The 15,552-nt window shown below is 62.2% G+C and carries 15 protein-coding genes and 1 riboswitch; of the genes, 11 read left to right on the forward strand and 4 right to left on the reverse strand.

Features of this window, described 5'->3' with window-relative positions; translation table 11 throughout:
• Positions 1–71: 71 nt before the first annotated feature.
• The 10 genes from ACT6VE_RS25505 (at position 72) to ACT6VE_RS25550 (ending at position 9,829) form a co-directional block, all read left to right on the forward strand.
• Positions 72–1,241: a cysteine desulfurase family protein gene (locus ACT6VE_RS25505; protein ID WP_444801139.1), complete on the forward strand. Its 1,170-nt coding sequence runs from the start codon at positions 72–74 to the stop codon at positions 1,239–1,241.
• 138 nt (positions 1,242–1,379) lie between these two features.
• The gene (gene sufB / locus ACT6VE_RS25510; protein ID WP_444801140.1) at positions 1,380–2,849 is read left to right on the forward strand and encodes a Fe-S cluster assembly protein SufB; all 1,470 of its coding nucleotides are present in this window, start codon (positions 1,380–1,382) and stop codon (positions 2,847–2,849) included.
• 114 nt (positions 2,850–2,963) lie between these two features.
• Positions 2,964–3,125, forward strand: coding sequence for a hypothetical protein (locus tag ACT6VE_RS25515; RefSeq protein ID WP_257948332.1), 162 nt, complete (start codon positions 2,964–2,966; stop codon positions 3,123–3,125).
• Positions 3,126–3,174: 49 nt separating this feature from the next.
• The gene (gene sufC, locus ACT6VE_RS25520; RefSeq protein ID WP_444801141.1) at positions 3,175–3,930 is read left to right on the forward strand and encodes a Fe-S cluster assembly ATPase SufC; all 756 of its coding nucleotides are present in this window, start codon (positions 3,175–3,177) and stop codon (positions 3,928–3,930) included.
• Between the two features lie 22 nt (positions 3,931–3,952).
• A complete protein-coding gene (sufD, locus tag ACT6VE_RS25525) occupies positions 3,953–5,227 on the forward strand; it encodes a Fe-S cluster assembly protein SufD (protein WP_444801142.1) in 1,275 nt (424 codons plus the stop codon).
• 67 nt (positions 5,228–5,294) lie between these two features.
• A complete protein-coding gene (locus ACT6VE_RS25530) occupies positions 5,295–6,533 on the forward strand; it encodes a cysteine desulfurase (protein WP_444801143.1) in 1,239 nt (412 codons plus the stop codon).
• A 12-nt stretch (positions 6,534–6,545) separates the two neighbouring features.
• Positions 6,546–6,926: an SUF system Fe-S cluster assembly protein gene (locus tag ACT6VE_RS25535; protein WP_257948328.1), complete on the forward strand. Its 381-nt coding sequence runs from the start codon at positions 6,546–6,548 to the stop codon at positions 6,924–6,926.
• A 135-nt stretch (positions 6,927–7,061) separates the two neighbouring features.
• Positions 7,062–7,451, forward strand: a complete 390-nt coding sequence (gene sufA, locus ACT6VE_RS25540) for a Fe-S cluster assembly scaffold SufA (protein WP_444801144.1) — start codon at positions 7,062–7,064, stop codon at positions 7,449–7,451.
• 121 nt (positions 7,452–7,572) lie between these two features.
• On the forward strand, positions 7,573–9,438 hold the full coding sequence (locus ACT6VE_RS25545; RefSeq protein WP_444801145.1) for an ATP-binding protein: 1,866 nt from the start codon (positions 7,573–7,575) through the stop codon (positions 9,436–9,438).
• Positions 9,422–9,829, forward strand: a complete 408-nt coding sequence (locus ACT6VE_RS25550; RefSeq protein WP_444801146.1) for a response regulator — start codon at positions 9,422–9,424, stop codon at positions 9,827–9,829. The genes ACT6VE_RS25545 and ACT6VE_RS25550 overlap by 17 nt, the downstream gene beginning before the upstream one ends.
• 79 nt (positions 9,830–9,908) lie before the next feature.
• On the opposite strand, the gene gcvP is transcribed toward ACT6VE_RS25550, so the two are convergent.
• The 4 genes from gcvP to ACT6VE_RS25570 all read right to left on the reverse strand — a co-directional run bounded on the left by gcvP (position 9,909) and on the right by ACT6VE_RS25570 (position 15,001).
• Positions 9,909–12,770, reverse strand: a complete 2,862-nt coding sequence (gcvP, locus tag ACT6VE_RS25555; RefSeq protein ID WP_444801147.1) for an aminomethyl-transferring glycine dehydrogenase — start codon at positions 12,768–12,770, stop codon at positions 9,909–9,911.
• Positions 12,770–13,132 (reverse strand): glycine cleavage system protein GcvH, encoded by a 363-nt coding sequence (gene gcvH, locus ACT6VE_RS25560; RefSeq protein WP_069058926.1) that lies wholly within the window; start codon positions 13,130–13,132, stop codon positions 12,770–12,772. The genes gcvP and gcvH overlap by 1 nt, the downstream gene beginning before the upstream one ends.
• 94 nt (positions 13,133–13,226) lie before the next feature.
• A complete protein-coding gene (gcvT, locus tag ACT6VE_RS25565; protein ID WP_444801148.1) occupies positions 13,227–14,366 on the reverse strand; it encodes a glycine cleavage system aminomethyltransferase GcvT in 1,140 nt (379 codons plus the stop codon).
• Between the two features lie 159 nt (positions 14,367–14,525).
• Positions 14,526–14,626: riboswitch (glycine riboswitch) on the reverse strand.
• Positions 14,627–14,767: 141 nt separating this feature from the next.
• Positions 14,768–15,001: a hypothetical protein gene (locus ACT6VE_RS25570; protein ID WP_444801149.1), complete on the reverse strand. Its 234-nt coding sequence runs from the start codon at positions 14,999–15,001 to the stop codon at positions 14,768–14,770.
• A 268-nt stretch (positions 15,002–15,269) separates the two neighbouring features.
• Between ACT6VE_RS25570 and ACT6VE_RS25575 the strand changes: the two genes are divergently transcribed.
• Complete coding sequence (locus tag ACT6VE_RS25575) at positions 15,270–15,506, forward strand: Lrp/AsnC ligand binding domain-containing protein (RefSeq protein ID WP_444801150.1); 237 nt, start codon at positions 15,270–15,272, stop codon at positions 15,504–15,506.
• The last annotated feature ends 46 nt before the right edge of the window (positions 15,507–15,552 follow it).

Consider the following 15,552-nt stretch of genomic DNA (forward strand, 5'->3'; position numbering starts at 1 on the left):
GGCAAGCCAGACGGCAATTTCAAGAAAAATGCACGTCGCATGGAACTTGGCCCGTTGGGCACGGAAAACGAATGACGAAGATCGATCGCACATATCTGGACTGGAACGCCACGGCACCCCTGCTGCCGGCGGCGCGCGAGGCCTGTGTTGCAGCGCTCGATATGGTCGGCAATCCGTCGTCGGTTCATGGCGAAGGCCGGGCGCTGCGCATGCTGGTGGAATCTGCGCGCCGCGATGTGGCAGCGCTCGTCAACACAGCGCCTGCCCATGTGATCTTCACGAGCGGTGCGACTGAGGCGGCAAACCTTGCGCTGACGCCCACCTACCGCATGGGACGCACGCCGCTTGCCATCGGCCATCTGTATGTGTCGGAGATCGAGCACCCGGCGATCCGCGAGGGCGGACGTTTTTCACGCGAGAATGTGACGACCATTCCTGTCACCCCCGCCGGTATCGTCGATCTCGACGCATTGGAAGCAGTCCTTCAGACCCACGACAAGGCCAAGGGCCTGCCGATGGTTGCTGTCATGCTTGCCAACAACGAGACGGGCATCGTGCAGCCGGTCAAGGCAGCGGCGGAAATCGTGCGCCGCCACGGTGGCTTGCTGGTGGTTGATGCGGTTCAGGCCGTTGGCCGCATGCCGGTAGATATAGAAGTGCTCGATGCGGACTTCCTGATCGTCTCCTCGCACAAGCTCGGCGGCCCGAAGGGCGTCGGCGCGCTTGTCTCGCGTGGCGAAGTGCTGATGCCGGCGCCGCTGATCCGCGGTGGCGGACAGGAAAAGGGCCATCGGTCCGGCACGGAGAACCCGGCAGCACTCGCCGGCTTTGCCGCCGCCGCCCGCGCTGCGGTGACCGATCTTGTCGAGCGCAACACCCTGATCGCCGATCTGCGTGATGCGCTGGAAGCCGGCATGCGGACGGCGACGAACGACATCATTATCCATGGTGCGGATGGAGAGCGGGTCGCCAACACCTCGTTCTTCAGCCTGCCGGGCCTGAAATCGGAAACCGGGCAGATCGCTTTTGATCTCGAAGGCATCGCGCTGTCGGCGGGCTCGGCCTGCTCGTCCGGCAAGGTCGGGCAAAGCCATGTGCTGGCGGCGATGGGTTTTGATGCGGCACTTGGCGGGCTTCGCGTCTCGCTCGGTTCGGGCTCGACCACGGCCGATGTGGAACGCTTCCTGGCAGCCTTTTCGCGCATCGTTTCGCGACGACGCATGACGGGAAATGCGGCCTGAGCGGAATCTTGCGGAAACTCAAGTTTTCGCTTGCCAAAAGGTGGGAAAACCGCCCTTTGGCCCTTACATAACCGGCGGAACACCCGCCACACGTTGACAAACTGCCGGACCTTGTATCCGGCGAGATTGGAGAACGATATGCCTGCGGTGCAGGAAACGATCGATCAGGTCCGTCAGATTGACGTCGACCAGTACAAATACGGTTTCGAGACGACGATCGAAATGGAGAAGGCTCCGAAGGGCCTGTCCGAAGAGATCATCCGCTTCATCTCGGCCAAGAAAGACGAGCCCGAATGGATGCTCGAATGGCGCCTCGATGCCTATCAGCGTTGGCTGACGCTTGAGGAGCCCACCTGGGCGCGCGTCGAGTACCCGAAGATCGACTTCAACGACCTCTATTACTATGCCGCTCCGAAGAACCAGAGCGGCCCGTTGTCGATCGACGAGGTCGATCCCGAACTTCTGAAGATGTACGAAAAGCTTGGCATTCCGCTGCGCGAGCAGGAAATCCTGGCCGGCGTACAGACCTCGAAGATCGCCGTCGATGCGGTGTTCGACTCGGTCTCGGTCGTCACGACCTTCAAGGCAGAGCTGATGAAGGCCGGCGTGATCTTCATGTCGATCTCGGAGGCTATCCGCGAATATCCCGATCTCGTGAAGAAGTATCTCGGCACCGTCGTGCCCAAGACCGACAATTTCTACGCGACGCTGAACTCCGCCGTCTTCACCGACGGTTCGTTCGTCTATGTGCCGAAGGGCGTTCGTTGCCCGATGGAGCTGTCGACCTACTTCCGTATCAACGAGAAGAACACGGGCCAGTTCGAGCGCACGCTGATCATCGCGGAAGAGGGCGCCTACGTGTCCTACCTCGAAGGCTGCACCGCGCCGCAGCGCGACGAGAACCAATTGCACGCTGCCGTCGTCGAACTGGTTGCGCTCGATGATGCCCAGATCAAGTATTCCACCGTCCAGAACTGGTATCCGGGCGACAAGGACGGCAAGGGCGGCATCTACAACTTCGTCACCAAGCGCGGCGATTGCCGGGGCAAGAACTCCAAGATTTCGTGGACGCAGGTCGAGACCGGCTCCGCGATCACCTGGAAGTACCCGTCCTGCATCCTGCGCGGCGATGGTTCGCGTGGCGAGTTCTACTCGATCGCGGTGTCCAACGGTCACCAGCAGATCGACAGCGGCACCAAGATGATCCATCTCGGCAAGAACACGTCGAGCCGCATCGTCTCGAAGGGCATTTCCGCCGGCTTCTCCAACAACACCTACCGCGGTCAGGTTTCGGCCCACCGCAAGGCAGAGAACGCCCGCAACTTCACCCAGTGCGACTCGCTGCTGATCGGTGACAAGTGCGGCGCGCATACCGTGCCCTATATCGAGGCGAAGAACGCGACAGCCCACTTCGAGCACGAGGCGACCACCTCGAAAATCTCCGAAGACCAGCTGTTCTACTGCCTGCAGCGCGGCATCCCGACCGAAGCGGCGATCGCGTTGATCGTCAACGGCTTCGTCAAGGAAGTCATCCAGGAACTGCCGATGGAATTCGCCGTCGAGGCGCAGAAGCTGATCGGCATCTCGCTGGAAGGCTCGGTCGGCTGATCGAATAAGAATGTCCCGGCGGTTTTCCGCCGGGTGGCCGGACAAGCCGTTCGATGAAGTTTTCGCGTGATCCGTTATAGTAGACGGGTACGGTTCTCATCGGGAGAAGGCGACATGGATCCGGTCAATCTGACATATTATGCCGTGATTTGCGGTGGACTTGCAGCGTATGCGCCCCATGTTCGGAATTTGGCGATACGCACGGTAGTGGGGCTTGGCCTCGGCGGTTTTGCCGCCACGATGCTCCCGGTGGTTCACTTCTTCCTCGGCTTCTGAAACCAAGACGGGAGTGCTGGATGTGCTCCGAACGCAGGACCGAAAAACCATGCTTGAAATCAAGAATCTGCACGCTCGCATCGCCGAAGACGGCACCGAGATCATCCGCGGCCTGAACCTCACCGTGAAGGCCGGCGAAGTCGCCGCCATCATGGGCCCGAACGGTTCCGGCAAGTCGACGCTCTCCTACATCCTGTCCGGCCGCGCGGACTACGAAGTCACCGAAGGTGAGATCCTCTACAACGGCGAGAGCATTCTGGACCTCGATCCGGCCGAGCGCGCCTCCAAGGGTATCTTCCTGGCCTTCCAGTACCCGGTCGAAATCCCGGGCGTTGCCACCATGCAGTTCCTGAAAGTCGCGATGAACGAGCAGCGCAAGGCGCGCGGCGAGGCGGAACTGACGACGCCGGACTTTATGCGCCGCGTCAAGGAAGCCGCTGCCGAGCTGAAGATCGCGCCGGAAATGCTGCGCCGTCCGCTGAACGTTGGCTTCTCCGGTGGTGAGAAGAAGCGCGCGGAAATCCTGCAGATGTCGCTGCTCGAGCCGAAGCTGTGCATCCTAGACGAGACCGATTCCGGCCTCGACATCGACGCGCTGAAGATCGTCGCCGATGGCGTCAACGCCTTGCGTTCGCCCGACCGCGCCGTCGTCGTCATCACGCACTATCAGCGCCTGCTCGACTATATCGTGCCGGATACGGTGCACGTTCTCTACAAGGGCCAGGTCATCAAGTCCGGCGACAAGACGCTGGCGCATGAACTGGAAGCAAATGGCTATGCTGACATCATCGATGCCGCTGCCTGAGGCATCGTGAAGGAGTAATCTCATGAACATGCAGACAGGCATGAAGCTCTCGGTCGCCGAGACCGCGCTTTGCGAAGCCTACGACCACGCGATCGGCGAATTGCCGGGCGATGGTGCCGTAATCGCGGCCCGCGACATTCTGATCAGCGACTTCAAGGATGCCGGGCTTCCGACGCGCCGCGTCGAGGCCTGGCACTATACGGACCTCAAGGCACTGCTGCGCGCTGTGCCCGCGTTCGATCCGGCCGCCTCCGCTGCCAAGATCGCACCGCTGGTCGAAGGCGCCACCGTGCTTTCGGTCGTCAACGGCGTTGCCGATACCCGCGGTTCGGTGGATGGCGTAACGCTGCGTACCTTTGCGGAAGCGCTTGCCGACGGCACGGCCGCCGAGGGGCTTACCGCCCGCGACAGTGACGACACGATCGGCCGCATCAACGGCGCGTTCGTGCGTGACGGTTTCGTGCTGGATTTCCCTGATGGCACCGAGCTTGCAGCGCCGCTGGAAATCCAGACGACGCAGAATGCCGGCCAGACGCACACGCGTTTCCCGGCAACCTTCGGCGCGAACGTCAAGGCGACCGTCATCGAGCGCCATGTGGCGACCGGTGACAATGCCGCCTTCGTGACGACGGTCAGCGACATTTCGCTTTCCGACGGTGCGGAAATCACCTGGATCATCTTCCAGGGCCAGGGCATTGCCGATACGCATCTCGGCCAGATCCGCATCACGCTCGGCACGGATGCAAAACTTCGCCTCTACGTGATCAATGCCGGCGGCAAGCTCGTGCGGCAGGAGATCCATGTTGTCGTTTCCGGCGAGGGGTCCGATCTCAAGCTGCGCGGCATCAACCTGCTCGGCGGCGAGACGCATAATGACGTTACCTTCACGGTCGGCCACAACGTGCCGAACACGACGTCGACGGAAGTCCTCCGCAACGTGATCTTCGATCGCGCCCGCGGCGTCTTCCAGGGCCAGATTCGCGTCGCACCCGATGCGCAGAAGACCGACGCGAAGATGTCGTGCAACACGCTGCTCTTGTCGGACGAGGCGGATTTCTCCGCCAAGCCGGAGCTAGAAATCTTCGCCGACGACGTGCAGTGCGGCCACGGCGCGACAGTGATCGACATCGACCACGTCCAGCTCTTCTACCTGATGGCCCGCGGCATTCCGGAAAACAAGGCGCGTGCCATGCTGGTCAACGCCTTCGTCGCCGAGATCGTCGAGGAACTGGAAGACGAGCCGCTGGTCGAGGCGCTGGAAGGTGTTATCGCCGTCTGGTTGGAAAAGCACGCGTAACAGGAGCAATCCCAGCAAAAGTGTGCAGCGGTTTTGCGTCCGGGATTGCGTAAACAAGGAAGTCGAGATGGAACATGCACCCGCAAAGGCCTACGACGTCGAGGCGATCCGCAAGGATTTCCCGATCCTGTCGAAGACGGTCTATGGCAAACCGCTGGTCTATCTCGACAATGGCGCCTCGGCGCAGAAGCCACAGTCGGTGATCGACGCGATTTCACATGCCTACTCCAATGAGTATGCAAACGTGCATCGCGGACTGCACTTCCTGTCGAATGCCGCCACGGACGCCTATGAGGCGGCGCGCGAAAAGGTGCGCCGTTTCCTGAATGCCTCCTCGGTCGACGAGATCATCTTCACGAAATCCTCGACCGAAGCGATCAACACCGTTGCCTACGGCTACGGCATGCCGAAGATCGGCGAGGGCGACGAGATCGTGCTGTCGATCATGGAGCACCACTCCAACATCGTGCCGTGGCATTTCATCCGCGAGCGGCAGGGCGCCAAGCTGGTCTGGGCGCCGGTGGACGAGACCGGCGCGTTCCACATCGAAGAGTTTGAAAAGTGCCTGACGGAGCGCACCAAGCTCATCGCGATCACACATATGTCGAATGCGCTGGGCACCATCGTTCCGGTCAAGGAAATCTGCCGCATCGCCCGCGAGCGCGGCATTCCGGTGCTGGTCGATGGCTCGCAGGGCGCCGTGCATATGCCGGTCGACGTGCGCGATATCGATTGCGACTGGTACGTGATGACCGGCCACAAGCTTTACGGCCCGTCCGGCATCGGCGTGCTCTATGGCAAGATGGATCGCCTCAAGGAGATGCGGCCGTTCCAGGGCGGCGGCGAGATGATCGTCGACGTCACGGAAGACATCGTTACCTACAACGAGCCGCCGCACCGCTTCGAGGCCGGCACGCCGCCGATCGTGCAGGCGATCGGCCTTGGCCATGCGCTCGACTATATGGAAAAGATCGGTCGCGCGGCGATTTCGTCCCATGAAGCGGACCTGCGCGACTATGCCCATGAGCGCCTGTCGGCGATCAATTCGCTCAAAATCTTCGGCACGGCGCCGGGCAAGGGGTCTATCTTCTCCTTCGAGCTGGAAGGCATCCACGCCCATGACGTCTCGATGGTCATCGACCGGGCAGGGGTCGCGGTGCGCGCCGGCACCCATTGTGCGCAGCCGCTCTTGAAACGCTTCGGCGTTACCTCCACATGCCGTGCATCGTTCGGCCTGTACAATACGCGCGCCGAGGTGGATGCTCTCGCCGACGCGCTTGATCATGCCCGCAAGTTTTTTGCCTGAGGAGGTGGACCCATGTCCCTCGACGCAACGGAAAAGAAGATCGACGTCCGCGACGGTATCGTTCACTCGGCGATCCCGGCCGACGAACTGGCGCGTCTCAGCGATGACGTCATTTCCGCGCTGAAGACGGTCTACGACCCGGAAATCCCGTCCGACATCTTCGAACTCGGCCTGATCTACAAGATCGACATCGAAGACGACCGCATGGTCAAGATCGACATGACGCTGACGGCGCCCGGCTGCCCGGTGGCCGGCGAAATGCCGGGCTGGGTGGAAAATGCGGTTGGCGCTGTGGAAGGCGTGTCCGGTGTCGAGGTCAGGATGACCTTCGACCCGCCGTGGACGCCGGACCGTATGTCGGAAGAGGCGCAGGTTGCTGTTGGTTGGTACTAGCGTGATCCCGAAAAGTTGCAGGCTTTTCGGACAAGATCATGCGGCAGACAGTATTGATCGCTTAACCGCGCGGCATTAGATTCGGATTCGGAAACCGTCGGGCCTTGAACCCGGCCGGTGAAGGAGAAGCGGCCCATGGCCTTTGCAGTTATGAAGCTCACGGATGCGGCAGCAGACCGCGTCAAGTCGATCGTCGACAATGCCGGCGGCGACGCCAAGGGCATTCGCGTCGGTATCAAGAAGGGCGGTTGCGCGGGCATGGAATATTCCATCGACCTCGTGACCGAGCCCAATGCCAAGGACGACTTGATCGAGCGGAACAGCGCCCGTGTCTGGGTCGCACCTGAAGCCGTGCTCTATCTTCTCGGCACCGAGATGGATTTCGAGGTGACGACGCTGCGCTCCGGCTTCACCTTCCACAACCCGAACCAGACGTCCGCCTGCGGCTGCGGCGAATCGGTCGAGCTGAAGCCGGCTGACCTTGCGGCCCTCGCCGCCGCCGGCCAACCGACCGTGCGCGCCTGAAATCAGCGGGTGCAAGGCCCTTAATCCTTGCACCTTTCTTTCGCTGATGGTTTTGCCTAGTCTCGCGATCCCGGCCGGTATTTGCCAGCCGGCGTGATCGCCAGGGAGAGGGGCGCCAGCGATGACCGGCTTTGCCGCGGCACTTTACCAGAACCTGCCGTTTCCTGCGCTCATCGTCGATGCTGAGGCGCATGTCGTCTCGCACAACGATGCGGCGGCGCGTGCCTTCGGCTGGAACAGGAACGGCCAGAAGCCCGCCGATGCGCCCATAATCGATGGATTGAATGTCGCGACCCTGCTTGCCCGTCATGCCGCGGCAGGGCGGGAAAATACGCACGCCTTCTCCTTCCGCCACGACAACGGCTCGCTCTTCGAGGCAACGGCCCATGTGATTCCGGTTTCCGACGAACCGGGTGATACGCGCTATGCGCTTCTTCTGCGCAGCCTGCTCAGTGGCGGCAGCCATGGCGAGCAGATCCTGCTCGGCCAGCGCATCGCCGCCGCGCTCGACACGATGAACGAGGGATTTGCGGTCTTCGATCAGGAGGAGCGGCTGGTCATGTTTAACCGTTCCTACAGGGAGCGTTGCGGGCAGGCCCGTGATGCCGTGCGCGTCGGTGCGACCCTTGAGAGCATCGCACGCGCCAGCCTGCGCGTGGGCATGTTTCCCGGCGTCCTGGAAGGCACGCCGGAGGCCGAGGAGACGGTGCGCCAGCGCCTTGATAGCCACAGGAACACCGACAGCGGCGGAAGCGTCTTCCAGTTCGGCAAGGACCGGTGGATCCGCGGCGAGAGCCATGTTGCCGAAACCGGCGATATCGTCGCGTTGCGCGTCGATGTGTCGGAACTGAAACGCGCCGAGGCCGCTCTCGAGGAGAAGCGCCGCGACTATCTCTCGCTGCTGCAGATACTGCCGGATATGATCCTGCGCTTCGACAGGAACCTCATCATCCGCTTTGCCAACGACAAATATGCCGCGCATGTCGGCTCGACCACCGACGAGCTTGTCGGCCGCTACCTGCCGGATGTCGCCTGCGCGCCGGAACAGACCGCCGACCTGATGAACATCGACAGCTATACGCGCGAGGCGCCTGTGCGCTCGCTCGAAGTCTGCACCGAGGGACCGGATGGCAAAGAGGACTGGATGTTCTGGACGGCCGTCGCGATCTTCGATGAAGAAGGCGTCACCGAGGTCGTCAGCGTCGGGCGCGACATCACCGAGGCCAAGCACCAGCAGCATAAGGTGGAGGCGCAGACGAGCGAGCTGCGCCGCAAGAACGAGGCACTCGACCAGTTCACCGCGACGGTTTCGCACGACCTGAAGGCGCCGCTACGCCATCTTTCCATGTTTGCCGAAATGATTTCCGAAGATCTGCACCGCGGCGAATTTGCCGAGTTGGCGCATTATTCGGACCATGTGCGCAAGAGCGCCGCGCGCATGCGCCGCATCATCGACAGCCTGCTCGAATTTTCCCAGATCGCCTACCGCATCACGGCGCCAAAGCCGGTCGCGCTTTCCGACGTGGTGCGCGATGCGCTGATGCTGCTTGAAACCCATGTGCAGGAAACCAGCGGGCGGATCGATGTCCGGCCGCTGCCGGAAGTCATGGGCGACCCGGAACTTCTGAAGCGTCTGGCGCAGAACCTGATCGGCAATGCGCTGAAATACCGCCACCCGGACAAGGCCCCCGTGGTGCGTATCTATTCGCGGCAGAACGAAGATGGCGTTGCTTTCGTCGTGGAAGACGACGGCATTGGTATCGATCCGCAGCATGTCGAGCGGATTTTCGAAGTCTTTCAACGGCTTCACCGAGACGAGTCGGTCTATCAGGGCACCGGCGTCGGCCTGGCGCTGGCGCGGCGGATCGTCGAGAGCCACAACGGCGTGATAGCGCTTGACACGACCTATGGTCCGGGCGCACGCTTTGTGGTGACGTTTCCGCATCCCGTAAAATCAAGGGGGAACGAACGTGGCAGGCTCGGCTAGAAAGCTGATCGTCGTCGATGACGATCCCGTCGATGTACGCTTCGTCATGCGTGCCTTCAGCGATACCGGCAGCCTGATCGAAATCACCCACGTCGCCGATGCCGAGCAAGCCAGCGACCGGCTCGATAGAGAAGCTTTCGACTACATTCTCCTCGACATCAACATGCCGGGAACGAGCGGCATGGACCTGCTCAAGCGGCTGCGCGGGCGCACGCGCACGGCAGTCACGCCGGTGATCATGCTGTCCTCCTCGTCGAATTCCGTCGACGTGAACCGCGCCTATCAGAACGGCGCCAATGCCTATGCCGTCAAACCCTCGACGCTGAGTGGCTATCGCGACTTTGCCGAGGGGTTTACCCGCTTCTGGGTGGACGTCGCCGTCGCGCCCTGACTTCTCCCTGCCCGCAATGGAAAACCCCGGCCGATAGGATCGGCCGGGGTTCAGATTTTTGCCTTTGGCGTAGCCGCTTCTATTCGGCTGCGTCCGCGTAATCTTCCAGCGGCGGGCAGGAGCAGACGAGGTTGCGGTCGCCATAGACGTTGTCGACGCGGTTGACCGGCGACCAGTATTTGTCGACCCGGAACGCGCCCGGCGGGTAGCAGGCCTGCTCGCGCGAATAGGGACGGTCCCATTCGCCGACAAGGTCTTCCACCGTGTGCGGGGCGTTCTTCAGCGGGTTGTTGACCTTGTCCATCCGGCCTTCCTCGATGGCGCGGGCTTCCTCGCGGATCGCCAGCATCGCATCGCAGAAACGGTCGATTTCGGCCTTGGTTTCCGATTCGGTCGGCTCGATCATCAGCGTGCCGGCAACCGGCCAGCTCATGGTCGGCGCATGGAAGCCGCAGTCGATCAGGCGCTTGGCGACATCGTCGACGGTCACGTTGGCACTTTCGACAAGCGGACGGGTGTCGATGATGCATTCATGCGCCACGCGGCCCTTGGCGGACTTGTAGAGCACGTCATAGGCACCCTTGAGGCGTGCGGCGATATAGTTGGCGTTAAGGATCGCCACCTTCGTCGCCTGCGTCAGCCCTTCGCCACCCATCATCAGGCAGTAGCTCCAGGAGATCGGCAGGATGGAGGCCGAGCCGAAGGGAGCCGCCGAAACCGCACCCGCTTCGCCGCTCGTCGGGTTTGCCGGCAGGTAGGGCGCCAGATGTGCCTTGACGCCGATCGGACCCATGCCGGGACCACCGCCGCCATGCGGGATGCAGAAGGTCTTGTGCAGGTTGAGATGGCTGACGTCGCCGCCGATATCGCCGGGGCGGGCAAGACCCACCATGGCGTTCATGTTGGCGCCGTCGATATAGACCTGACCGCCGTGCTTGTGAACGATCTCGCAGATCTCGCGCACGTTCTCCTCGAAGACGCCGTGCGTGGACGGGTAGGTGATCATGCAGCAAGACAGGTTGTCCGCATGCTGTTCGGCCTTGGCACGGAAGTCGTCCATGTCGATGTCGCCATTGTCGGACACCTTCACGACGACGACCTTCATGCCGACCATCTGTGCCGACGCCGGGTTGGTGCCGTGCGCGGAGGTCGGGATGAGGCAGACATCACGATGCGTATTGCCGTTGGCTAGGTGATAGGCGCGGATCGTCAGCAGACCGGCATATTCACCCTGCGCACCGGAATTCGGCTGCATGGAGACGGCGTCGTAGCCGGTAATGTCGCAGAGCTTCTGCGACAGATCCTCGATGAGGTGCCGGTAGCCCTGTGCCTGGTCGGCCGGCACGAAGGGGTGGATTTCCGCAAATTCGGGCCAGGTGATCGGCAGCATTTCCGCCGTGGCGTTGAGCTTCATTGTGCAAGAGCCGAGCGGGATCATCGAGCGGTCGAGCGCAAGGTCGCGGTCGGAAAGCCGGCGGATGTAGCGTGTCATCTCGCTTTCCGCCCGGTTCATGTGGAAGATCGGATGCGTCAGGTATTCGCTGGTGCGCAGCAGGTCTTCCGGCAGGCGATAGCCCGGCTCGAACTCCGCCACTTCGAAATCACCGCCGAAGGCGCGCCAGACGGCTTCCAGCGTGACGGGGCGCGAGCGCTCGTCGAGGCTGATGCCGATGCGGTCGTCGCCGATCTTGCGCAGGTTCACCTCTTCAGTGACGGCCGTCTTCAGGATAATGCTCTGCAGCTTGCCGACGTGAACGGTGATCGTGTCGAAGAACACTTCCGGTTCAACGGTGTAGCCGAGCTTTTCAAGGCCCATGGCGAGGCGCACCGTCTTCTGGTGCACGCTCTGCGAAATCGCCTTCAGGCCTTGCGGACCATGGAAGACGGCATACATCGAGGCCATGACGGCGAGCAGAACCTGCGCGGTGCAGATGTTCGACGTTGCCTTCTCGCGGCGGATGTGCTGCTCGCGGGTCTGCAGCGACAGGCGGTAGGCGCGGTTGCCGCGGGCGTCGATGGAGACGCCGACAAGGCGGCCGGGCATGGAGCGCTTGTAGGCGTCCTTGACGGCCATGTAGGCGGCATGCGGGCCACCATAGCCGACCGGCACGCCAAAGCGCTGGGTGCAGCCGATGGCGATGTCGGCGTCCATCTCGCCGGGCGATTTCAGGAGCACCAGCGCCAGCGGATCGGCCGCCATCACGGCAATGGCGCCGGTCTGGTGCAGGCGGGCGATCAGGCCCGAAAAATCGCGCACATGACCATAGGTGCCCGGATACTGGAAGATCGCGCCGAACACGTCGACGGGATCGAGATCGGTGAAGGGATCGCCGACGATGATCTGCCAGCCAAGCGGCTCGGAACGGGTCTTCAGCAGAGCGATCGTCTGCGGGTGGCAGTTCTCGTCGACGAAGAAGGCATTCGCCTTGGACTTCGCCACGCGCTGCGCCATCGCCATGGCTTCGGCGGCCGCGGTCGCCTCGTCGAGCAGCGAGGCATTCGCGACGTCAAGGCCGGTCAGGTCGCAGACCATCGTCTGGTAGTTCAGCAGCGCCTCGAGGCGGCCCTGGCTGATTTCCGGCTGGTAGGGCGTATAGGCCGTGTACCAGGCGGGGTTTTCCAGGATGTTGCGCTGGATGACCGGCGGCGTGATTGTGCCGTAGTAGCCCTGGCCGATCAGCGAGACGAGCTTCTTGTTGCGGTTGGCGGTCTCGCGCATCTTGTCGAGCGCCTCGCGCTCGGTCATCGGCGCACCCCATTCGAGCGCCTTGGTCTGGCGGATCGATTTCGGCACGGTGTCGTCGATCAGCGCGTCGAGGCTCGGGTAACCGATTACCTTGAGCATCGCCTCCATTTCCTTCGGCGAAGGGCCGATATGGCGACGGTTGGCGAAGTCGTAGGGCTGGTAATCGGTAAAGGCAAAGTCCTTGGGGAGAGACATCAGCCGACAAGCTCCTTGTAGGCGGCTTCGTCCATAAGGCCGTCCGCATCCGCCTTGTTGGCGAGCTTCAGCTTGAAGAACCAGCCGGCGCCCTGCGGGTCGCTGTTGACGAGGGAGGGATCGGCAACGATCGCCTCGTTCACTTCGACGATTTCGCCGTCGAGCGGGCAGTAGACGTCGGAGGCCGCCTTGACGGATTCGACGGTCGACGCATCGCCGCCCTTCGAGAAGGTGGCGCCGACTTCGGGCAGTTCGACGAAGACGAGGTCGCCGAGCTGCTCGGCCGCGTGCGCCGTGATGCCAACGGTCGCAACGTCGCCGTCGATCTGCAGCCACTCGTGTTCTTCGGTGAATTTCAGCATGTTTGTTCCTCTCTCGGAAAGTGATTGTTGTCCGGTTTGCCGCTCATCCGCCTGTCAGCCATGTCTCCACGCAGGCCGGGAAGCGGACCGTGATTCAGCGCTTGAAGGTGTTCTTGACGAAGGGCAGGGCTGCCACGGAAATCGGCAGGAATTTGCCGCGCACGCCGGCATAAAGCTGGGTGCCGGGTGTCGCTGCCGACTTGGTGACGTAGCCCATGGCGACAGGGCCATCGACATTCGGACCGAAGCCGCCGGAGGTGACGGTCCCGACGACATCCTCGCCCTCGGCATCGGTCGCAAGCACTGCCCCGCCACGGATGGGCGCGCGGCCTTCGGCCTTGAGGCCGACGCGGCGGCGCTCGGCACCGTTTTCGAGCTGGTCGAGGATGATGTCGGCGCCGGGGAAACCACCGGCGCGCTCGCCACCCTTGCGGCGAACCTTCTGGATCGCCCATTCAAGCGCGCCTTCGACTGGCGTCGTGCCAGTGTCGATGTCGTTGCCGTAGAGGCAGAGGCCGGCTTCGAGGCGCAGCGAATCGCGAGCACCAAGACCGATCGGTAGCACGTCCGGATGGTCGAGCAGGCGGCGACAGACCGCTTCGGCAAGATCCGCCGGAATGGAGATCTCGAACCCGTCTTCGCCGGTATAGCCGGAGCGCGAAACGATGCAGTCCGCGTCATGCAGGTCGCAGGCGCGCACATCCATGAAGCGCATGGAGGAGACGTCGGCCCAAAGTTCGGCAAGCACGGATTCGGCATGCGGCCCCTGAAGGGCCACCAGCGCGCGGTCGTCGTGCAGCGTCAGTTCGCACACGTCGCCGATCTTCGCTTGCATATAGGCGAAATCCGCGTCCTTGCAGGCGGCGTTGACGACCACATAATAATGGTCGCCGCGATTGGCGATCATCAGGTCGTCGAGGATGCCGCCCTCGTTGTTGGTGAAAAGCGCATAGCGCTGGCGGCCTTCGCCAAGGCCAAGCACGTCCACCGGCACCAGCGTTTCAAGCGCGCGGGCAGCGTCGGCATTGTCGCCGGAGCGGGCACGCACTGTCACCTGGCCCATATGGGACACGTCGAACAGGCCGGCTGCGGCACGGGTTTGAAGATGTTCCTTCATCACGCCGGCCGTATATTGCACCGGCATCTCATAGCCGGCGAACGGCACCATGCGGCCGCCAAGCGACAGATTCAGCGCATGAAGCGGGGTTTTCTTGAGTTCAGACGATCCGTCCAAAAGGCGCCCTCCAGTCTTTGGGCACCCACGATTCCTGTGGGCGCCGGCTCATAATCCAGGCGCAGCTGCGCCGTTCTCCTGAGCCCCCTCTGTCCCTTCGCCTGAGATTGTTATCCCTTCGGCGAGCGCTTCAAAAACGCTTCTCTCCAGAGTTCCGACGGCACCTTGCTGGTCCTTTTGCCTGAGAGTTTCCGGGGCGGTTGCTCCTTCGGCACCGGCCATGCCCTTTCGAGGCGGCCAGCTTCTCCCAGCGAGGTCGACCTCAGATAACGACCTTGCCTGTGTTTTGGCAAGAGGCGGCGTCGCTGTGGAACAATTTTTTGTCGTGGAGGGAAAGAGGCAAAAGAATGGCCCCGAAACGGGGCCAAAGGTTTGGAGGACGGCTGGTTCTTGAGGGAGGATCAGACGGGTTCTTGCAGAGCGGGCGAACCGTTTTCGTCATAGACGCGTTGCGCCTCTGCGACGGTCACCTGCGGCGTGCCGCTCGTCGCGGTGATGAGGGCAAGAGCAAGTGCCGGCGGCTGGATGAAGTTGAGCAACGCCACGGTTCGCGCATCGCCGCGGATCTTTGCATCTTCGCTCCAGACGTGGATACGCTCCTCGAAGAGCGTGTTCGCGCGCGTCTGCGGTCTCATCCCCTGCGATGCATAGGCGGCTGTGGTTGGTGAGACTGTCACGATCTGGGTCATGGGCGTTCAACAAAGTTAGGTTGCGTTCGAGCAATTTAGCAGTTGCGTCTTTCCTGGGTGTGAAACGCCGTGGTTGCATTTTCATCGAATTTTAACAGTCTGTGCGAATTTTGGCCGGTCTTGCCTTTGTCCGGCGAAATCCGTCATATGGGCGATGGAAATGCCGCCGGAGTTGGCGGCCAATCAGCATGCCGCCGATGGCGCGGGAGGACCGATGAAGCCGATTTTCGTGCAATTGCAATGCGCTCCGGGAAAGACTTATGAAGTCGCTGATGCGCTTTACGCTACGGAACTCATCTCGGAGCTTTACTCCACCAGCGGCGATTACGACCTGCTCCTGAAGGTCTACGTCGACAGCGAGGAGGACATCGGCAAGTTCATCAACGACCACGTCGCCTCCATTCCGGGCATCATGCGCTCGCTGACCACGCTGACGTTCCGCGCCTTCTAGCTGTTCCCCTTCGCCCGTTCTTGCGTTAAAGCACGCGCAACGAAAG

This window comes from Shinella sp. (genome assembly GCF_052438155.1).
Taxonomy (GTDB): Bacteria; Pseudomonadota; Alphaproteobacteria; order Rhizobiales; family Rhizobiaceae; genus Shinella.